Source organism: Capnocytophaga cynodegmi DSM 19736 (assembly GCF_000379185.1).
Taxonomy (GTDB): Bacteria; Bacteroidota; Bacteroidia; order Flavobacteriales; family Flavobacteriaceae; genus Capnocytophaga; species Capnocytophaga cynodegmi.
The window spans coordinates 69,692-88,168 of record NZ_KB900738.1 but is presented as its reverse complement, the minus strand read 5'-3'; the positions used below and the strand labels follow the sequence as shown (position 1 = coordinate 88,168).

General features: G+C 36.7%; 24 protein-coding genes. All 24 read right to left on the bottom strand.

What is annotated here, in order from left to right; all coding sequences use genetic code 11:
- Positions 1–3: 3 nt before the first annotated feature.
- On the bottom strand, positions 4–1,353 hold the full coding sequence (gene murC, locus YW9_RS0111565; protein WP_018280333.1) for a UDP-N-acetylmuramate--L-alanine ligase: 1,350 nt from the start codon (positions 1,351–1,353) through the stop codon (positions 4–6).
- Between the two features lie 110 nt (positions 1,354–1,463).
- Positions 1,464–2,549 carry an undecaprenyldiphospho-muramoylpentapeptide beta-N-acetylglucosaminyltransferase gene (gene murG / locus YW9_RS0111560; protein WP_018280332.1) on the bottom strand — a complete coding sequence of 362 codons (1,086 nt, stop codon included), beginning with the start codon at positions 2,547–2,549 and terminating at the stop codon, positions 1,464–1,466.
- A 33-nt stretch (positions 2,550–2,582) separates the two neighbouring features.
- Positions 2,583–3,836 carry an FtsW/RodA/SpoVE family cell cycle protein gene (locus YW9_RS0111555; protein WP_013998221.1) on the bottom strand — a complete coding sequence of 418 codons (1,254 nt, stop codon included), beginning with the start codon at positions 3,834–3,836 and terminating at the stop codon, positions 2,583–2,585.
- Positions 3,837–3,839: 3 nt separating this feature from the next.
- Complete coding sequence (gene murD, locus YW9_RS0111550) at positions 3,840–5,174, bottom strand: UDP-N-acetylmuramoyl-L-alanine--D-glutamate ligase (RefSeq protein WP_018280330.1); 1,335 nt, start codon at positions 5,172–5,174, stop codon at positions 3,840–3,842.
- Positions 5,175–5,228: 54 nt separating this feature from the next.
- Entirely contained in the window at positions 5,229–5,774 is a 546-nt protein-coding gene (locus tag YW9_RS0111545; protein WP_231555645.1) for a hypothetical protein, read from the bottom strand.
- Positions 5,775–5,972: 198 nt separating this feature from the next.
- Positions 5,973–6,650: a hypothetical protein gene (locus tag YW9_RS0111540; RefSeq protein ID WP_231555644.1), complete on the bottom strand. Its 678-nt coding sequence runs from the start codon at positions 6,648–6,650 to the stop codon at positions 5,973–5,975.
- Between the two features lie 69 nt (positions 6,651–6,719).
- On the bottom strand, positions 6,720–7,934 hold the full coding sequence (gene mraY, locus YW9_RS0111535) for a phospho-N-acetylmuramoyl-pentapeptide-transferase (protein WP_018280327.1): 1,215 nt from the start codon (positions 7,932–7,934) through the stop codon (positions 6,720–6,722).
- A gap of 128 nt (positions 7,935–8,062) precedes the next feature.
- On the bottom strand, positions 8,063–8,785 hold the full coding sequence (locus YW9_RS0111530) for a hypothetical protein (RefSeq protein ID WP_155848779.1): 723 nt from the start codon (positions 8,783–8,785) through the stop codon (positions 8,063–8,065).
- Positions 8,786–8,852: 67 nt separating this feature from the next.
- Positions 8,853–9,872: a DUF7821 domain-containing protein gene (locus YW9_RS0111525; protein ID WP_018280325.1), complete on the bottom strand. Its 1,020-nt coding sequence runs from the start codon at positions 9,870–9,872 to the stop codon at positions 8,853–8,855.
- Between the two features lie 309 nt (positions 9,873–10,181).
- Positions 10,182–10,724, bottom strand: a complete 543-nt coding sequence (locus YW9_RS0111520; RefSeq protein WP_018280324.1) for a GNAT family N-acetyltransferase — start codon at positions 10,722–10,724, stop codon at positions 10,182–10,184.
- 7 nt (positions 10,725–10,731) lie between these two features.
- Positions 10,732–12,180 (bottom strand): UDP-N-acetylmuramoyl-L-alanyl-D-glutamate--2,6-diaminopimelate ligase, encoded by a 1,449-nt coding sequence (locus YW9_RS0111515; protein WP_018280323.1) that lies wholly within the window; start codon positions 12,178–12,180, stop codon positions 10,732–10,734.
- A 20-nt stretch (positions 12,181–12,200) separates the two neighbouring features.
- Positions 12,201–12,692: a putative immunity protein gene (locus YW9_RS0111510; RefSeq protein WP_018280322.1), complete on the bottom strand. Its 492-nt coding sequence runs from the start codon at positions 12,690–12,692 to the stop codon at positions 12,201–12,203.
- 54 nt (positions 12,693–12,746) lie between these two features.
- The gene (locus YW9_RS13820) at positions 12,747–12,869 is read right to left on the bottom strand and encodes a hypothetical protein (RefSeq protein ID WP_262481897.1); all 123 of its coding nucleotides are present in this window, start codon (positions 12,867–12,869) and stop codon (positions 12,747–12,749) included.
- 2 nt (positions 12,870–12,871) lie between these two features.
- The gene (locus YW9_RS0111505) at positions 12,872–13,336 is read right to left on the bottom strand and encodes a putative immunity protein (RefSeq protein WP_018280321.1); all 465 of its coding nucleotides are present in this window, start codon (positions 13,334–13,336) and stop codon (positions 12,872–12,874) included.
- Between the two features lie 14 nt (positions 13,337–13,350).
- Entirely contained in the window at positions 13,351–13,908 is a 558-nt protein-coding gene (locus YW9_RS0111500) for a DUF1697 domain-containing protein (protein WP_026194007.1), read from the bottom strand.
- Between the two features lie 20 nt (positions 13,909–13,928).
- Positions 13,929–14,465, bottom strand: a complete 537-nt coding sequence (locus YW9_RS0111495) for a GNAT family N-acetyltransferase (protein ID WP_018280319.1) — start codon at positions 14,463–14,465, stop codon at positions 13,929–13,931.
- 62 nt (positions 14,466–14,527) lie between these two features.
- Positions 14,528–14,974: a GyrI-like domain-containing protein gene (locus YW9_RS0111490; protein WP_018280318.1), complete on the bottom strand. Its 447-nt coding sequence runs from the start codon at positions 14,972–14,974 to the stop codon at positions 14,528–14,530.
- 33 nt (positions 14,975–15,007) lie between these two features.
- Positions 15,008–15,799 carry a cation transporter gene (locus YW9_RS0111485; RefSeq protein ID WP_002664567.1) on the bottom strand — a complete coding sequence of 264 codons (792 nt, stop codon included), beginning with the start codon at positions 15,797–15,799 and terminating at the stop codon, positions 15,008–15,010.
- Positions 15,800–15,825: 26 nt separating this feature from the next.
- A complete protein-coding gene (locus YW9_RS12910; RefSeq protein WP_095917179.1) occupies positions 15,826–16,107 on the bottom strand; it encodes a hypothetical protein in 282 nt (93 codons plus the stop codon).
- Positions 16,043–16,270 (bottom strand): SDR family NAD(P)-dependent oxidoreductase, encoded by a 228-nt coding sequence (locus YW9_RS12905; protein WP_018280315.1) that lies wholly within the window; start codon positions 16,268–16,270, stop codon positions 16,043–16,045. Before YW9_RS12905 ends, YW9_RS12910 begins: the two co-directional genes overlap by 65 nt.
- 74 nt (positions 16,271–16,344) lie before the next feature.
- Complete coding sequence (locus tag YW9_RS0111470) at positions 16,345–16,791, bottom strand: methyltransferase family protein (protein WP_002687308.1); 447 nt, start codon at positions 16,789–16,791, stop codon at positions 16,345–16,347.
- Positions 16,792–16,853: 62 nt separating this feature from the next.
- Positions 16,854–17,420 (bottom strand): hypothetical protein, encoded by a 567-nt coding sequence (locus YW9_RS0111465; RefSeq protein WP_051074755.1) that lies wholly within the window; start codon positions 17,418–17,420, stop codon positions 16,854–16,856.
- A gap of 18 nt (positions 17,421–17,438) precedes the next feature.
- The gene (locus YW9_RS0111460; RefSeq protein WP_002664576.1) at positions 17,439–17,792 is read right to left on the bottom strand and encodes a VOC family protein; all 354 of its coding nucleotides are present in this window, start codon (positions 17,790–17,792) and stop codon (positions 17,439–17,441) included.
- A 197-nt stretch (positions 17,793–17,989) separates the two neighbouring features.
- Positions 17,990–18,376, bottom strand: coding sequence for an HU family DNA-binding protein (locus tag YW9_RS0111455; protein WP_002664579.1), 387 nt, complete (start codon positions 18,374–18,376; stop codon positions 17,990–17,992).
- Positions 18,377–18,477 lie beyond the last annotated feature (101 nt).

Sequence of the window (18,477 nt, the reverse complement as noted above, 5' to 3'; positions counted from 1 at the left end):
TGTCTAAGAGAAAGATTGTTTAATTCTCTCAACTTCCGCCCCGATGTCACCTGCTCCAACAGTAAGCAATAACTTGGGCTGTTTTTTGGTCAGTAACGGAATTAAATCCGATTTTGAGACCAAAACTTTCTGTTTGCTTTGAATTTTTTCTAACAACACTTCTGACGTGATTCCTTCAATGGGCAATTCTCTTGCAGGATAAATATCCAACAATACGACATCGTCAAATTTGGATAAACTCTCTGCGAATTCGTCCATAAAATCGCGAGTTCGAGTAAACAAATGAGGCTGAAAAACAATGGTTTTTTCAATTTTTGGATACATTTCGTCCACCGCTTGGAAAAGTGCATTAATTTCCGATGGGTGATGTGCATAGTCATCAATGAAAACGAAATCCTTTTCTTTGATGATGTATGAAAATCGACGTTTTACTCCTTTAAAAGTTGCCAATGCCGACAATAATTTTTCAGCAGGAAATCCCGCTTGTACACCCATTGCCACCGCCGCCAAAGCGTTCGACAAATTGTGTCTGCCTGGTTTTGGAAACACATAATTTTTAAGAACGTTGTTTGCATAATGGAAATCAAAGTGATACAAACCATTTTCGATACGAATATTTTGAAAGCTGAAATCAGAATTATCTTCCAATCCGTATGTTTTTCCGTTTATTTTCAGTCCGTTACATATAATCCGATTTTCATCAGATTTGATTTTGTCGGCGAAATCACGAAACCCTTTTTCAAATTCCTCTTTACTTCCGTAGATGTCCAAATGGTCAGCATCCATTGAAGTAATACACGCAATATCAGGAGATAACCTTAAAAAAGAGCGGTCAAATTCGTCGGCTTCAACAACGGTAAATTTACTTCCGTTAAGAACTAAATTGCTGTTGAAATTTTCAGCAATTCCACCTAAAAAGGCGCTTACCGAAGCTCCACTTTCCACTAAAATATGAGCCAAAATGCTTGATGTTGTGGTTTTTCCGTGCGTTCCTGCCACCGCTAAACAAAAACTATTTTCAGTAATCATTCCTAAAATTTCGGAACGCTTAAAAACTTGATAACCATTCTTTTGGAAGAAGACAAGTTCAATGTGCATTTTCGGGACGGCAGGTGTGTACACTACAAGAGTATTTTCCACACTTTTGAAATCTGATGGGATATTTGCTTCATCTTCCGTAAAGTGGACTTTAATTCCTTCGTTTTCAAGTGTATCGGTAATTTCTGTTGGTGTTCGGTCGTATCCGCAGACATTCTTTCCGATGGCTTTGAAATAACGAGCCAATGCCGACATTCCGATTCCACCAATCCCGATGAAATATACGTTTTCTATGTTATTGAAATTGACTTTCATTGCGTTTTTGTTTAAGGTTTTGAAAGACTAAAAGATTTAAAAATTAAATGATTAGTTATTGTTTTTGTATTTCTTTTCAATTTTTTTGATTTTTTCAATCTTTAAATCATTTAATCTTTGAATAATTTAAAAATAATATCTACGATGTCTTTAGTTGCGTTGGGTTGAGCTAATTTTTTGATATTTTCAGAGAGATTTTTCTGCTGATTTTCGTCAAGAATTAGCTGTGAAAATATTGTTTCAAATTGGCTATCTAACTCGCTTTCACGGATTAAAACACAACCTTGCTTTTTTGCTATTGCTTGTGCATTTTTAGTCTGATGGTCTTCCGCGACATTGGGTGACGGAATGAAAATCACAGGTTTGCCCACAATGCAAAGTTCACTTACAGAACTTGCTCCCGCTCGGGAAATAATTGCATCAGCTGAGGCGTACGCAAAGTCCATTCGGTCAATGAATTGCAATACTTTAATATTTTCAGAGTTGTACTTTTTATATTCTTCAAAATAGAGTTTCCCACACTGCCAAAGTACCTGGATATCAAGTTTTTCAAAGAGAGGCAAATTGCTTTCAATGAGCTGATTGATACGTCTTGCTCCTAAACTCCCGCCCAAAACCAAAAGTGTTTTTTTATTTGGGTTCAGAGAGAAAAAAGTTTGAGCTTCCTTTCTTTTTTCGGAAATATTGAGCAAATCTGCCCGAACAGGATTTCCCGTTTTCACGATTTTTTCTTTCGGGAAGAATTTTTCCATATCGTCATAAGCCACACATATTTTTTCCGCTTTTTGGCATACCCATTTGTTGGTCACTCCGGCATAGGAATTTTGCTCTTGAATTATCGTAGGAATGCCGAGCCATTGAGCCGCTTTAAGGGTTGGGGCAGAGGCATATCCGCCTGTTCCGATAACCACATCAGGATGAAACTTTTTGATGATTTTCCGAGCTTTCCACAAGCTACTGACAAGTTTGAGCGGAAACATCAAGTTGTCAAGCGTTAGTTTGCGTTGTAAACCCGAAATCCACAATCCTTCGATGGGATACCCCGACTGAGGCACTTTTTGCATTTCCATTCGGTTTTCAGCTCCCACAAACAGAATTTTGGCATCAGGCAAACGACGCTTTATTTCATTCGCAATAGCAATAGCAGGATAAATATGTCCGCCTGTACCGCCACCTGATATGATAAATCTTTTCATAATAGTTTGAATGTTTGAGTATTAAAATTTAAACTATTTTACCAATTTCTTTTTTTCCGCCTTTTGGATTTCTTCCATAATTTCTTCAGCTAGTTCCTCTTCAACTTCGGCTAAGTTTTTGTCTTTTTCCATAGCTTGTTGTTTATTATTGCGTTTGCTTGTACTCACTGAAAGAATTAATCCTAATGCCAAACACGTCATCCAAATGGAAGTTCCTCCACTACTAATAAGCGGTAAGTTCTGTCCCGTAACGGGAAATAATTCTACCGCAACTCCCATATTTATGAGGGCTTGTAGAATAATTGGGAAACCGACTCCCAAAACCAATAACTGCCCAAATATCGTTCTTGCATTTTGAGAAATGATGACAATCCGCAAAAGTAAAAGTACATAAAGAGCCATTATGACTAACGCCCCAAACGAGCCATATTCTTCCGTAATAATAGCATAAATAAAATCGGAAGAACTCTGTGGTAGAAAGTTTTTCATCGTGCTTTTTCCAGCTCCTTCACCCATTAGTCCGCCTTTTGCAATAGCCATTTTAGCTCGTTCAATTTGATAACCTTCTTTCTCGTCTTCTCCTGCTGTAAAGGATTCAATACGGCTTACCCAAGTGCTTACCCGCGTGTTTTTAAAATTATCAGGAAATGCTTTCACTGTAAGAATGAAAATTGCCATAAGAGCTATACCGATACTCAGAGCCGTAAAGATATTTTTCAGAGGATGTCGCCCAATAAAAGTTAAAATCCCTACCGAACCTGCTCCCAGTACAGCCGTAGAAAGGTTAGAAGGCACGATAAGCCCAAGGATAATCGCCACAGGCAGCCACAAAGGAAGAAAAGATTCCGAGAATGTAGGCTTTTTACCATAATTTTCAGCTAAATACGAGGCTACATACGTCATCAGCATAACCAAAGCAAACGTAGAAGGCTGAAATGAAATACCCACAAAAGGCACTTGAATCCATCGACTGGCATTGGCTCCTTCAATGGTGGTTCCTTTAAGAGCGGCAAAAATCAAAAATAAAGCCGAAAGGAATAATCCTAACTTTGAAACTGGACGAGAGAAACGATACGGAACTTTATGAATTACATAAATGATGACAAAGCCAATAAAGACAATCAGTCCGTGCCTTAAAAAGTGTCCGAACGTGGTTCCCTTACCGATAACGTAAACCAAATTTGTACTGGCACTATAAACAGCCAAAAATGAGAATAACGTAAATATCAGTATGATAGCCCAAGTGACTTTATCTCCCTTTATATTTCGTGCTAACCAGTTTCGCATTTGTTATAGTTTTTCTACTTCTTTTTTGAACTCATTTCCTCGTTCTTCATAATTTTTGAACAAGTCAAAACTCGCACACGCAGGTGAAAGTAGCACAGTATCTCCGTTTTTTGCAAATTGTTTTGAAAGAGATACAGCCTCTTCCATACTTTGGGTCTCTACGATGTTATCAATGACGTTTCCAAAAGATTTCAAGATAGGCGAATTATCTTTCCCTAAGCAGACGATTGCTCTCACTTTCTCGTGTACGTAAGGAAGTAGGGGAGAGTAGTCGTTGCCTTTGTCCACACCGCCAACAATCCATACTACGGGCGTTTTCATTGTGTCCAGAGCGAAGAACACCGAGTTCACATTTGTGGCTTTGGAGTCATTGATGTAGGTCACGCCTTCCACTGTTTTCACTTCTTCCAAACGATGCGGCTCACCCACGAAGCCTTTTAAGCTTTCGCGAATAGATTGCTTCCTAACGTTCAATAATCGGGAGGCAACGGAACCTGCCATTGAGTTTTTGGCGTTGTGTTTTCCTCTTAGTGAGGTGCTTTCTACTTCAAATTCAATAGTTTTATTGTCAATCATAGTATAAATTGTATTATTTTTAAAAAATGCTCCTTCTTTTTGTTCCTTTTCTAAAGAAAATAGAATCTTCCGAGCTTTAATGGAATGGTTTTTCAAGTATTGTTCGATAATAGGGTCGTCAGCATCGTAGATGAAATAATCGTTTTCGTCCTGATTTTCGGTAATTCTGAATTTCGACGCGATGTAATTCTTCATTTTATAATCGTATCTGTCCAGATGGTCGGGGGTGATGTTCAGCAAGATGGCGATGTGCGGCTTAAAACTCGTAATTCCGTCCAGTTGAAAACTGCTGATTTCCAAAACATAATATTCTTTATCATCTTCCGCTACCATTTGAGCAAAACTCTTCCCGATGTTTCCTGCTACGCCCACATTAAGCCCGCTTTCTTTCAGAATGTGATACGTTAGGCTGGTTGTGGTAGTCTTTCCGTTGCTACCTGTGATGGCAATAATCTTTCCTTTGGTATAGCGATAGGCAAATTCAATTTCGGAAATAATTTCGATATGTTTTTCCTTTGCTTTTTTGATAATTTCTACCGTATCGGGAATTCCTGGACTCTTTATGATACAATCTGCCGAGAGGATTTCACTTTCGGTATGCTTATTTTCCTCCCACCGAATGGTATGTTGATTGAGTACCTCAGCATATTTGGTTGCTACCTTGCCTTTGTCGGACAGAAACACATCCCAATGCTTCTTTTTACCAAGAATTGCAGCCCCAACACCGCTTTCGCCTCCTCCTAAAATTACTAATTTTTTCATTTTTTATATTTTGAACTATAAATCGATGTCATTTTTCATACATTGATTGTTAAGTTAGTTATCAAAGTCTTTGTCTTCTTCCATATCTTCCTGAAAACGATTATTAAATTCACTATTTCCCCTTATATTTTGCTGAGAATAGTTGTTTAAAACATTTTCATAGTTAATTAAAAGAGAGTCTATCTTCTTTTTGGTTTCAATTGAGGTATTTCCTTCCTTTAATTTCATAAGTTCTTGCTGAGCATTTTTAGTAAACTGCGTGATTGCGAGTATTTCCAACGCTCCTAACTCTCCTCCAGTGATGTTTTCCTGCAGAAGAGAAATTCTCTCAGCAATATTTTGATATTCAACTACCTTTAAAGCTACATTTTCGATACTTTCCAGATGCTTAACGTTCAGTAACTCGTTGGTGATGGCTTCCAAATTGACGTTTTTCAAAACTTCGTCTTTAATTTGGTTTGTACTTTTAGAAATTTCTGTCTCAATGCATTCAGAGCTTTCCGATATTTCGTTACTGATGTTATTTACCAATTGATTGACGTTCTCACACGAGGCAAAAATGTTTGCACAAAGTATGATGAATAGTATTTTTTGTTTCATTTTTTCTTTTATATTAAAATTATTAATTGTTTTTTGCTTCATTTTGCTCTGTACGCACTTTATATTGTATTGTACTGACTTTATTTTGCATTGTACTGACTTCATTTTGTTCTGTACGAGCTTTATTTTGTATTCTACGGACTTAATTTTCTATTCTACAATCTCAATTTTCTGTTATATCTGTATATTTTTGTTGATTTAATCCTTCTTTAAAAGATTTTTTAGCTTTAGAATGAGAAAAACAAGCCCAATTGTTCCATATAATAAGGTGATTGCTATCAAATCGGACAATAAAGCAAAAGGCAACAACACGATGGCTTTTACATACATTCCTATTTTGGGTAATTTCGATTCTTTTTCTATTGTAAAATGAAATTTTTGCTTCAGCGGAAATTCATTTTTTAGCTTTTCTTTCCATTGTCGCTTCGGTGCGAACTTTCCGGCAATGTGAATTGACTTATATATGAAATTTCCTGTGTCTTCTTCGCAAAAAATGCTACCTTTTTTCTCAAATCCGATGTCTTTTGCCTCTTGTAGGTTCTCTTCTGAAAGTTTTTCTGTGTTTATTCCCAAAAGTATCAACACATAGAGCTTCTTTTCTTGCTTGATGCTCTTGGCATAAAACTTAGCAAAGCCATAATACAATTCATTTTTCCATTCGGAAGAGAAAATGTTATGCAATTCCTTCTGATATTCGGATTTTACCTCGTTAAAGTGATAGTAATACTTCCTCCCAATGATAATTAGTTCGCCTTGGGAGGAAAATCCTGCAATTTGAGTGCTATCTTTACACCTTTTGTAGATACTATTTTCCCTTTTCTTTGCATCGGAAAACATTTTCTGTGTTAAAGACGAATATTTTAGCAGATTTATCATTCGTTTTCTCTGTTTTACGGACTTTTTTCTATTCTTTATAGCGATAAAGAACTTCTTTCTGAACTTCGATTACCTAATTTTTAAGGTCACGAAGGACATTATTGCCAGAATGATGCCCACAATTAGGAATCGCATCACAATTTTACTTTCGTGATAGCCTTTTTTCTGATAATGATGATGCAAAGGCGACATCAGGAAGATGCGTTTGCCCTCGCCATACTTCTTTTTTGTGTATTTGAAGTAAGAAACTTGCATCATAACCGATAGATTTTCAATCAGGAAGATACCACACAGCAACGGAATGAGCAATTCCTTACGAACTGAAATGGCAATCACAGCAATTACACCCCCAATGGTCAGGCTGCCTGTATCGCCCATAAAAACCTGAGCAGGATAGGTGTTATACCACAAAAATCCGATGAGAGCCCCAGCAAATGCAGCGATGAAGATGGTTATTTCTCCTACGTTGGGGATATACATTATGTTGAGGTACTGCGAAAAAATGATATTCCCCGATACCCAAGCGAAAATCCCGAGTGTTAGCACAATGATTGCCGAACTTCCTGCTGCCAGTCCGTCAATTCCGTCGGTGAGGTTAGCTCCGTTGGAGACTGCCGTCACAATTAAAATAACTATCGGAATAAAAACCATCCAAACCCAGTCTTTACTTCCTTCACCTGCCCACGAAATCAGGTCGGCATAGTCAAATTCGTTGTTTTTCATAAACGGAATAGTGGTTTTGGTAGATTTTATTTCTTCTTGCTGAATTTGAACTTCGGTTACTGTACTTGCTTTTGTGCTTTCGTTCTTCACGGTTACATTAGGGTTGAAATAAAGCATCGCTCCGACAAAAAGTCCGAGACCTATTTGCCCTAAAACTTTGAATTTGCCTTTGAGTCCGTCTTTGTTTTTTCTAAAAACCTTGATGTAGTCGTCCGCAAACCCGATAACTCCCATCCAAATCATTGAAACTATGAGTAAAATGATGTACACATTTGCCAGATCAGCAAACAGAAGCACCGGTACAAGTGTTGCCAAGATGATAATCACGCCTCCCATTGTAGGTGTTCCTGCTTTTTCGTTCTGTCCTTGCAGACCTAAATCACGAATGGTTTCTCCCACCTGAAGTGCGTACAGCCTACGGATAATTTTCTTTCCGAAGATGGTAGCAATTAAAAGTGAGAGAATCGCCGCAATCCCCGCACGGAACGAAAGGTATTGAAACAATCCTGCTCCCGCCAAATTGTATTCTTTTTCTAAATAATCAAATAAATAATATAACATTTAGTTATCAGTAATTAGGGAATAGGGGTTTGTTCCTATTCGGGATTAATATTTTTGCCTTTTATGCCCATACAATAGAAAAGATGTGGCTTCTTTCCGAGCAATTAATTGATAGTTTCTACAAAAAATTACTCAGTTACAACGATGATTTTGTCATCATTTTTTTCATTTCTATCAAGTTCTTCATTGAGCTTCAAACTCACTTGAACGGTGTGGTCATCAATCTTTTTGAACTTACTGTGCTTTCCTTTAATTGACTCTATTCTGTTATCAAATTTGAATGTAACATTGAACTGTATGTCAATCATTTTCATAAAGTTTTGCATTTTATCGCTTAGCTCGTTATCTTCTTGCTCCTCTTTCTCTTCTTTTGAGGTGAGGTCTTTCATATCGATAACTAATCTCTTTCCATCCCAGTCTGTTCCCGATTTTACGAACGGAGAAAGCATTTTAGCCTCTTCATTTTTGGAATCAGAAAACCCCTCTAATTCTTTTTTGGTTAGTCGTTCCATTTTGATAGCAAAACCGGTTTCTTGTTCTTGATCGTAAATACCTTTCAAGAAAATCTTTTTAGCTACTTCCATAGAATCTTTACTGATAGGTTTTCCTTCTTCCTCAGATATTTGGTAGATGCTTTTCCATTCTTTGGACAATTTGTTAAGGTTCGATTTTTTACTCGTAGAATCGGATTTTGATTGCATCATATCAATCATTTCTTTCGAGTCAAACTCCATAAGAATGCTTGTAGCATCATCTTTGTGAAAGGTCATTTCCATATTCACAGTACAAGATTGTAATAATCCTATAAAGAGAACTATAAGGGTTGCGATTTTTATTTTTTGTTTTGTCATATTATTGTTGGTTTTAAAGATTTTTTACTATTTATTATGTTTACATATGATGTATTTATGTAAAATGTTAAAAATCATCGTCAATTGGTAGTTCCAGTTGCTTTGCCAGAGATAAAATCCAGTCTTTATATTCTTTATGGCATAGAAAGAAAGTATAATAGCCCAGCTGATTTTCTACATTTAAAAGGGTATAATCGGTTTGTTTTTCGATTTTCTCGGCAATACTTTTGGGGTACAATATATCCTCTTCGGTAATGTGAATTTTTTCTCCTAAACGTTCTTCTATATAATCCGTAAGGACATCAATCTCAATAGGAAAGTCGTCATTATAAGTTTCGAGATGTTCCTTGAGCAGAAATTCATAATTGATTTGCTGCTGATTGGCATTGCCGTAAAAACCTGCTTTTAATATTTTGTCGATATACTTTTTAGGGTTTTGTTTTAGCTTTTTCCACTGATTTTTAAAGGTTTTCTGCTTTTTGATATTGGCAATAGCGACAAAATCATTCAACGCATCGTCAAAACTACTGAGTTCGATATGTTCTGCATTCGTAACGAGGTTTAGTTCCCGCTCTACTATTGCTACGGCTTTTTCAAATATCGCCCAATCCTCTTTATCATCGTCCTCCGAAAGAGGCTCGGCGTATTTCATTTCTTGAACAATTCCGCTAAAACGATTTTTCGAAACCAAAATTTGGAATGCTTCCTCGCCATTTTCCGTAAAAGGCACGGCAAAAAAAGTTCTCACTTCGGCATTGAACCCTTTTTCCTTTATTTCTTCGGAAGGTTTGACCAGAAAATAAAATAGCAAAAAAGTATGATTTTTTTTCTCATTTAACTCCGATTCATCAAAAGGCGTGATGTTACACTTTTTCATAAATTCTGCAACAAGCTGATACAAACTCTCATACCCCTCTCGTTTGCATTCAGTTTGATACTGCTCTATATCTTCCATAAAATCAAACGGATAGGCATAATCATACACCTCAATACTCGATTTGAAAGCCGAATTATGAATCGTAAACTGACGAACACCAACGATACTTTCTTCAATTTTCGTTAGGCTTTTATATAATTCTTGTTTCATTTTGTTTGTTATTTATTGTTTTGATAAATTCGGAGAAAAACGTTATTTTCTTTTCTGCCAAAGTGATTTAATTTCTTTCCAAGAGTCACTGATGATATTGACAAACCAAATCATAATGCCTATCATCATTAGCGTTTCCCAGTTTATGGGGCTACTTCTTCTCAAGTCTTTTTCAAACAGAAAAATATAAAAAATATACAAGCAAGCCACTATTTTTAAAAGTGAAGGCAGTATTTTAAACAAAAAATTCATTTATAATTATTTATATTTTTTCTGAAACTATTTATCGTTTCTACCAACCAATTTGAGTTATTCTACCATTTCCGATTTTAAAATACTATACACTTCCAAATCTCTGAAAACACCTTCCGAAACGCGTTCGCCTTGCCGTTCGATGCCCTCAAAGGTAAATCCCAATCGCTTTGGAATATTTTTGCTTGGCAAATTCCCGACAGCACAACGGATTTGTACGCGGTTCATTCCCATTTCGGTAAAGGCAAATTCGCATATTCGCTTGGTGGCTTGGGTTGCAATCCCTTGTTTTTGGTATGTTTCTGAAATCCAATAACCGATTTCAGTTTTCTGATTGAGTTTGTCCGTTTTGATAAAACTGATAAGCCCAACAAAATTGCCCTCTTTTCGAATGCAAAAGATGTATTCTTTGGCCTGTTCCATCGTTTCCAAAGCTGATTTTATAAAATTTTCTTCATCAGCAACATTTTTTATAAAAGAAACGAACGGAAGCCACTCGCCCAAATATTTTCTTTGTGTATCTATTGTATTGAAAATGGTTTCAGCATCAGATAATTGTACCAATTCGAGATATAATTTTTCATTTATGATTAGTTTCATATTTTGGTTATTTTAAAAATTGCCTCACTTCTTCCATATCATCAAAATGGGTGCGTTCACCTTTGATTTCTTGATAGGTTTCGTGTCCTTTTCCTGCAATGAGGATAATATCTCCTGATTGAGCAAACTGACAAGCGGTTTTTATTGCCTGACGGCGGTCGGCTATGGTTACGAATTTTTTGTAATGTTCTGCCGATACGCCTACTTCCATTTCTTCTAAAATCGTTTGTGGGTCTTCGTCTCGCGGATTGTCTGAAGTGAAAATTACTCGGGTACTTTCCTTCGTGGAAATATCCGCCATTACAGGGCGTTTGCTCTTGTCGCGATTGCCTCCGCAGCCTACCACCGTGATGAGTTGCTCGTTTTTAGTGCGAATGTTGTTGATGGTGTCCAAAACATTTTGCAAAGCGTCGGGCGTGTGAGCATAATCCACAATTGCGGTGATTTTGTCTTTCGAAACAAAATACTGAAACCTTCCGCCCACCGACTGCAAAGTACTCAAAGCGGTTAGGTTCTGAATTTTTTCGATTCTGAGCAAATCGGCGACAGCATAAACCGCCAAAAGATTATAAGCGTTGAACTGCCCGATGAGGTTTGTCCAAACTTCCTGTCCGTCTATTTTCAGTACCAAGCCCGAAAACTGGTTTTCCAAAATCTGCAAACGATAATCCGCCATTGTTTTCAGAGCGTACGATTTCTTTTGGGCTTTGGTATTTTGCAACATCACACTGCCATTTTTATCGTCGATATTGGTAAGAGCAAAAGCTGTTTTGGGCAATTGGTCGAAAAACTTCTTTTTGGCATCACGATAGTTGGCAAAGGTTTGGTGATAATCCAAATGGTCGTGTGTGAGATTCGTAAACACGCCCCCTGCAAATTGTAAGCCTTCGATGCGTCGTTGCTCCACGCCGTGCGAACTCACTTCCATAAAGCAATATTCACAACCTGCATCGACCATCATTTTCAGATATTTGTTCAATGTAAGAATGTCGGGTGTAGTGTTTTTGGTATCGTACTTCTGCTCATCAACATAAATGGCGATGGTGGAAATCAGTCCCACTTTGTAGCCCACTTTTCTAAACAATTGATATAGCAAACTCGTGGTGGTGGTTTTTCCGTTTGTGCCTGTTATCCCCACTAACTTGAGTTTTTCTGATGGATTTCCGTAAAAATTACTCGCCATCGTTGCCAAAGCGGAAACGCTATCCTTTACTTTTACATAAACAATTTCCGAAATAGTTTCTTGCGGAATCTCCTCACAAACGATGACTTTTGCTCCCATTTCGATGGCTTTGCTAATGAATTGATGTCCGTCTGATGCCGTACCTTTTATAGCAACGAATACATCGCCTTGCTTAATTAACCGCGAGTCTTGCACCAAATCACCTACTTGGGTATTGATTTCCCCCGAAAGGGAGATGATTTCTATGTTTTGTAATATATCTTTTAGGTTCATAGTTTTTGTGTAATAAAAATCTAACTTTTGAAAGCCTTGTCGTTGCTGAAACAAGATGCTTTCAATAGGGTAATATGCTTTTCTCTTTCCTTTCTCACAACTTCCATATTGTTAGGAAACATTTTATTGATAAGAGTGATTGCGAAATCTGTTGCCCATAGTCCGTGAAATTTGGTGTGCGGACTTGCAGCAATTTGAGCCATCGTTCGATAAAATTTTACTTTTGCTACATCACTTTCTTCTTTTGCTAATCTACCGATTTCAAAACTTATGTTTCTCGCCTTATGATAATTGGTTTTTCCTTCAAGCCACTCTTTCATTGCCTCAAAAGCCAATAACATTTCATCGCAAGGCTCAAACTTGGTGAAATTTATAATATGTTGTGCCAATGACAAACAGAACAAGACAATTTCCTGACGATTTTTGGTATCGAAAATCGTGATGAATTCATCGCGTAATGCAGAAATATCTTCTATTTTTCCGACAGGTTTTTGATATTTATAAAAATCCATTTTTTCATTTTTGTTATCATCAAAGCGGATATATCCGTCTCCTAATAGTACGAATTAATTTTCCATTTCCTCCGCCAACGTTATCAACTTCGTTAATGTATTCAAATTGCGTGTGGTGGTGCTAATTTTTAGCATAAATGTCCAATTGAAGCCGTTCAAATCTTCGCATTTTGCCAATACTATATTTTTTCATTTAGTATTTTTTTCAATTCGTCAATCTGCCATTGCCTTTCTGATGTTATTGTTTCAAGATTGTTTTCAGAATGAAGTTGGATAGTTTTTATAGCATAATCACTACATACCATTGCGTGTTCTTTCATATGTCCAACGGCAACTGCTTGTCCGATAGTTCTTAAAACATTTTTTGCAATTTCATTTTCGGTATTTCTGGCTTCTTCGTGAATTTTAAATCCTATTTGACGGACTTCGTGAACAGTCGCGTTTTGATTCTGCCAAAGTATATTGGTTTGAAATCCCAAATTGACAACATTTAGATTGATTTCTATGGGTGATAAATTTAGGATATGTTTCGCACAATTCATCGCCCAATTTGCAAGTTGAATTTGTGATACATTTTTAGTTAATTCAAATAGCTCAGCTCTTAATACCGAGTTATCTAAAATTTTTATTTTTGGTTTTTCCATAATATTCATTTTATTTATATAAAAATAAGATTTTCCATTTCCTCAGCCATTGCTACCAACTTGCTCAATGTATTAAAATTGCGTGTAGTAGCAATGATTTTTAGTTTCTTTTTCAAAAAATTGTTACTGAGTTTGCTACGGCTGGCATCTTTGGGTAAATACATATACAATGCTTTTTCGCTAAAATCAAATTTTTCTTCTCCGAAATCCTGCTTTTTGAGTTCGTTTGCCAGTGCTTGCGGTAGCTCATCGTTAAATAGGGTAAAAAAAACGCGTTTGCTGTCGTGATTTTCGGTAAATGGATTTTCGCTTAAAACTTGTGCAATTTCATCAGCGGTTTTTACAATCACAGGGAGTTCTGCTCCAATGTTTTCCTTAATGACTTCGTGTACCTTCCTGCTCACCTCCGCAGGGGAAAGCTCCGTTTGTAATACAATATTTCCGCTTTGGATATAGGTTTTTACATTCACGAAACCGCCTTTTCCCAAAATTTCTTTCAGAAAAGCCATACTCGGAATTTTGTTTTTCCCTGTGGGCATCACACCACGCAAAAGGACGATATAGGTTTTCATATTTAGTTGTTTGTTTTATACTAAATTTCCGATTTTAAAATACTATATACCTCTAAATCTCTGAAAACGCCTTCCGAAACGCGTTCGCCGTGTCGCTCAATGCCCTCGAAAGTAAATCCCAATCGCTTTGGAATGCTTTTACTTGGCAGATTTCCCACCGCACATCGTAGCTGAACTCGATTCATTCCCAAATCGTTAAAGGCAAATTCGCACAGTCTTTTGGTAGCTTGGGTTACAATACCTTGCTTTTGATAATCCTTTGAAATCCAATAACCAATTTCCGTTTTCTGATTGGCAATATCGGGTTTGATAAAACCGATAAGCCCCACAAATTTCCCATCTTTGCGAATACAAAACACATATTCTTTGGTGTGTTCCATTGTTTCCAAAACTGATTTTAGGAAATTTTCCTCATCGGCAACTTCTTTTATAAACGGAATAAACGGCAACCATTCGCCCAAATATTCGCGTTGGTGGTCAATTGTGTTAAAAATATCCGACGCATCCGATAGTTTTACCAATTTGAGGTATAGATTTTCGTTGATAGTTAGCTTCATAATTTTTGATTTAATAATTAAACTTCAAATACTAGATTTCGGCTAATTCCTACATTATATTTTTACTTCACTGAAACGAAAATTTCCACTTCGGACTCACTGCCGTTTTGGGATTTTTCGCCATACACCTCAAAATCGTACTGGTAGGCACGATTCAGCACTTCATCTTGTTCCCAAATGGTTTTCCAAGTCTGCATAACGGCATTGGGCATTTCTCCTTTGGCAATGAATTTCTGAAATTTTGTAGCAGGAAATTCTCTCCCAATCATTCCGTCTGGAATTTCATCTAATGAGCTGACTTTCTTTCCGATAATCGCCGTATAAGCTCCTTGATAATCACTTTCGTAATCGGTGTAAATGGCGATAATTTCCTCCGAAATGGTATTGGGGATTTTTGAAATGGTGTCGCTCATAAATTGCCCCCAAAGTTTGCCCAAATCTGTTGCGGCTTGTCCGTTGGCATTGGTCGTGCGTACCACTATGCCGATGATTTTACATTCGTTTTTCATATGATTTCCTTTTTTAATTAAAGTTAATTTACATTATTTTGAGAGTTTTAAAATTTTTATTGCCCCTTGCCAAACAATGCAAAATACAATGGCTCCGATGATAAGGTCAGGAGATTTAGAATTAGTCAAATAAACCAATCCACTAGCAATAATCACCCCTATATTGATAATGACATCATTAGAAGTAAAAATCATACTGGCTTGCATATGAGCTTCTTGGCTTTTGTTCTTTTGCAATAAATACAAGCAAAGAGCGTTACCAATAAGTGCCAGCAACGAAACAAAAGCCATCGTTTGAAAATGAGGAATGGATTCACTGCCAATAAATCGCTTAATGACTTCTACAAGTCCGATAATGGCAAGAAATATTTGAAAATAACCTGCTATTTTTGCAATGCGTTTTTTATAAATGATACTCGTACCAACAGCTAATAAAGCAAGTCCATACACTAAGCTATCAGCAAGCATATCCAAACTATCGGCGATAAGCCCCATAGAACCAGATAAAAATCCTGTTGCCATTTCTAAAATAAAAAAGAAAAAATTGATATATAAAACACGCCAGAGCAATACTCTTTCATTGGTGTCATTTGTTTTTGAGTAATCATCTGCAGCACTGCTATCAATCAGAGAAGTGTCTAATTGTAGGCTTTTAAGGTGCTGAAAAATCTGCTGATAGTTACCACTATGAAAAACAATTAACAGTCTATTATCTATGCTAAATTCCATTGAATGAATATTTTGCAACTCTGCAAGCTTCATTTTTATCATTTGCACTTCGCAAGGGCAATCCATTTTTGATATTTTAAATGATGTCTTGTACATTTTTTTCTTGTTTGTTTTGATTCAATTCATTTTTGCCAATCCTTCACAATTCGCTCAAAATCAGCCAACATCAACTCAAAATTATAATTGATTTTCTTTTGTTTTTGGGCAAAAACACGAAGGGCGGTCAAAAAATATTCACTGATTTTTTGTTTCTGTTCTCGGTGGCAAAGGTCGCTAAATTCTTTTTCAAAATGAAAAATAATTTCGGCTTTGCCCGTGTCTTTTCGCAAACCGCCAATTTCAAAACGATTGCGTAAAAAATAGCGATGTTCTTCTATTTCTTCTGCCGAAAATCGTTCGTGCAAAAGTTTCAATGTTTGGGTATTGGCTTTTGATTTGAGCCAATTTTTTAGGGTCTCTTCCTGTGATAATCACCTTATTATCAAGTTCATAAAAACGCTTTGCTAATGCCCAACCAATACCTGATGAACCGCCCGTAATTAAAATAGTGTTGTTTGATAGTTTCATTGTTAAATTCTTTACTAATGGACAAAGTTATATAATTCTAACACATTTGTTGAAGTTTTATTATCTAAATAAAATTATAACCAACGGCGAACTTTCGTCAGATATTCTTCGTAAGGTTTGCCAAAAATTTGTTTTAAAACCCTCTCTTCTGGGAGTATCTGAAATTGTGTAATATACACCACAAATCCCACAACAGCCAACCACGAAAAATAATTGCCAAAACCAAACACTAAGCCTACAAGCACCGTCGCCATTCCCAAATACATCGGATTTCGGCTGAACCGATAAATACCCGTATCCACAATACGACTACTCTTTTCGGGCGTGGTAGGATTGACGGTGGTGCTTAATTTTCTAAACTCCAAAACGCCTGATAATGCAATCATTGCACCTAGCACAATAAAAAAGATGCATAAACCCATCGACTGAAAGGCATCGAATGGAAAAATATACGGAATGGCGACAATCATACTCGCAAAAACAGCAAGAACGATAACTGGAGGAATTTTTAACTGTAACATTTTTTACTTCTTTTGTTTATAATGGTTGATAAACTGTGCGATTAAGACCAAAGGCGACGCAATCAAGATTTTATTTTCTTTACCAAAACCATAATTCCCAATCCGAAAAACGCTAACAGATACAGTACTACAAAGAGATTTTTTAGTAAACTGAAAAAAGGCAATACGGATAAAACAGCATCCGAAAGCGACGGAAAGCGGTAAAGCGATATGCCGATGCTGATATTTTCCAAGTAGTCAAACACTGCCGCCAAAATGGGTAAAAAGACCACCCATCTTACCCTTTTGAAGTCCAATTTATCAATGAAATGCTTTAATATCTGTCTGTAAGTAAAGGCATAAAGTAGCGGGTATATCATATCAATAGGTAATTGCTTATATAGATAGTAATGTCTGCCCTCGCTTTCTAAATACTCCAAAAGACGCACCACATATTCGCCATCGTAAAAGGGAAGGACATCAATGATTTCCAATCCGTTGGCAAGGCGGTTCAGTGTAGGGATAGTGATAAAAACCATCAGTAAGTACACCGACATTGTGATGATGAAATACAGCCAGAGTTTCGTTGGGGCAAAATATTTTTTGCCCTTACATTGAGGGGTAAAATATTTTTTGTCCTTATTTATCATTTATTTATTTTTAAAAATTCAATTATTAGAACGATAATCCGTAAAGCCCATTACATTGCCCGAAGGGTCTAAAAACTCCACCGCCCAACCTGTTTTTATGGGGAAAGGTGGTGTTAAAAATTCCACGCCTTTAGTTTTTAAATCTTCGTACACTTCCGTTACATTATCTACTTCCAGCCAAATGGTAGGTTTCACATTCGGAAATTTTTTCTTGTCTTTTAAGATAATAGCAGCCTCTTCATTGCCCACTTTAAAGGCAATCATTCCCATTTGGGAGAAATCAAATTTGATTTCCAAACCCAAAACATCAGCAAAAAAATGTTTGCTTTTTTCGAAATCTTCGGCGGGAAGAAAAAAATTGTCGTAATTCATACCTTATTCCTTTTAAAATATTAAACGTTTTTAAATATTCTTTGCTAATGACACTTAGCAAAGAATAATTTACCCATACGGAAAAAACCACCGCAGGTTTTGGGCAAAAGCACGGCAGGTTTGAAATAAAACCAAGTGTGGTTTTAGGTGAAACCACGCTTGGTTTTTAGAAATACTGCTGCTGGTTTTTATGAAAACTATTTTTTCTTCTCGAAACCTGCTGCTTTCATTGCTTCTACAATGCGGGTACCTGGGCGATAATTCACACTAACGGATTTTATCTGGTTAGCCGTAAACTCCTTTTCGGTAGCTACTCCATTACTGCTGAGCGTAGGGTATAGACTGCCGAGTTTTTCCAAACGAATGATTTTGCTATCGGCTAATCCTTGTTGAATTACATTTTCCAAAGCGATAATCACCCCGCGAATGTCCGCCTCACTAAGAGCGGAAAACTTTTCGATTTGCTTTACCAAATCATCTACCGATAGCTCTCCTTCGGTTACTACATTGGCATAAAACTTTTTGGTTCCGCCTCCGGCAACGCCCGGTTGCCCTTTCTCGATAACTTTGTACTTGATGCTCATAATTGAAAATTTTTAGAAATGATACATTCATTAAGGAATACCTTGTATGTCCTATGGCTAACAAAGATAATATTTTTAAGCATTATACGGCATTGATTTTC

What these genes read in the sequence shown, in the direction of transcription:
- YW9_RS0111490 (WP_018280318.1), bottom strand. Translation starts at nt 14,974, where the DNA reads ATGAAAAACGAATGTAAAATCATCGGCATAGTGGTACGCACGACCAAT.
- YW9_RS0111455 (WP_002664579.1), bottom strand. Translation starts at nt 18,376, where the DNA reads ATGAGCATCAAGTACAAAGTTATCGAGAAAGGGCAACCGGGCGTTGCC.
- YW9_RS0111470 (WP_002687308.1), bottom strand. Translation starts at nt 16,791, where the DNA reads ATGTTACAGTTAAAAATTCCTCCAGTTATCGTTCTTGCTGTTTTTGCG.
- murC (WP_018280333.1), bottom strand. Translation starts at nt 1,353, where the DNA reads ATGAAAGTCAATTTCAATAACATAGAAAACGTATATTTCATCGGGATT.
- YW9_RS0111520 (WP_018280324.1), bottom strand. Translation starts at nt 10,724, where the DNA reads ATGAAACTAATCATAAATGAAAAATTATATCTCGAATTGGTACAATTA.
- YW9_RS0111545 (WP_231555645.1), bottom strand. Translation starts at nt 5,774, where the DNA reads ATGAAACAAAAAATACTATTCATCATACTTTGTGCAAACATTTTTGCC.
- YW9_RS0111505 (WP_018280321.1), bottom strand. Translation starts at nt 13,336, where the DNA reads ATGGAAAAACCAAAAATAAAAATTTTAGATAACTCGGTATTAAGAGCT.
- YW9_RS12905 (WP_018280315.1), bottom strand. Translation starts at nt 16,270, where the DNA reads ATGAAACTATCAAACAACACTATTTTAATTACGGGCGGTTCATCAGGT.
- YW9_RS0111540 (WP_231555644.1), bottom strand. Translation starts at nt 6,650, where the DNA reads ATGATAAATCTGCTAAAATATTCGTCTTTAACACAGAAAATGTTTTCC.
- murD (WP_018280330.1), bottom strand. Translation starts at nt 5,174, where the DNA reads ATGAAAAAATTAGTAATTTTAGGAGGAGGCGAAAGCGGTGTTGGGGCT.
- YW9_RS0111555 (WP_013998221.1), bottom strand. Translation starts at nt 3,836, where the DNA reads ATGCGAAACTGGTTAGCACGAAATATAAAGGGAGATAAAGTCACTTGG.
- YW9_RS0111485 (WP_002664567.1), bottom strand. Translation starts at nt 15,799, where the DNA reads ATGTACAAGACATCATTTAAAATATCAAAAATGGATTGCCCTTGCGAA.
- YW9_RS0111530 (WP_155848779.1), bottom strand. Translation starts at nt 8,785, where the DNA reads ATGACAAAACAAAAAATAAAAATCGCAACCCTTATAGTTCTCTTTATA.
- YW9_RS0111460 (WP_002664576.1), bottom strand. Translation starts at nt 17,792, where the DNA reads ATGAATTACGACAATTTTTTTCTTCCCGCCGAAGATTTCGAAAAAAGC.
- YW9_RS0111500 (WP_026194007.1), bottom strand. Translation starts at nt 13,908, where the DNA reads ATGAAAACCTATATCGTCCTTTTGCGTGGTGTGATGCCCACAGGGAAA.
- YW9_RS0111515 (WP_018280323.1), bottom strand. Translation starts at nt 12,180, where the DNA reads ATGAACCTAAAAGATATATTACAAAACATAGAAATCATCTCCCTTTCG.
- YW9_RS0111510 (WP_018280322.1), bottom strand. Translation starts at nt 12,692, where the DNA reads ATGGATTTTTATAAATATCAAAAACCTGTCGGAAAAATAGAAGATATT.
- YW9_RS0111525 (WP_018280325.1), bottom strand. Translation starts at nt 9,872, where the DNA reads ATGAAACAAGAATTATATAAAAGCCTAACGAAAATTGAAGAAAGTATC.
- YW9_RS0111495 (WP_018280319.1), bottom strand. Translation starts at nt 14,465, where the DNA reads ATGAAGCTAACTATCAACGAAAATCTATACCTCAAATTGGTAAAACTA.
- mraY (WP_018280327.1), bottom strand. Translation starts at nt 7,934, where the DNA reads ATGTTATATTATTTATTTGATTATTTAGAAAAAGAATACAATTTGGCG.
- murG (WP_018280332.1), bottom strand. Translation starts at nt 2,549, where the DNA reads ATGAAAAGATTTATCATATCAGGTGGCGGTACAGGCGGACATATTTAT.
- YW9_RS0111465 (WP_051074755.1), bottom strand. Translation starts at nt 17,420, where the DNA reads ATGATAAATAAGGACAAAAAATATTTTACCCCTCAATGTAAGGGCAAA.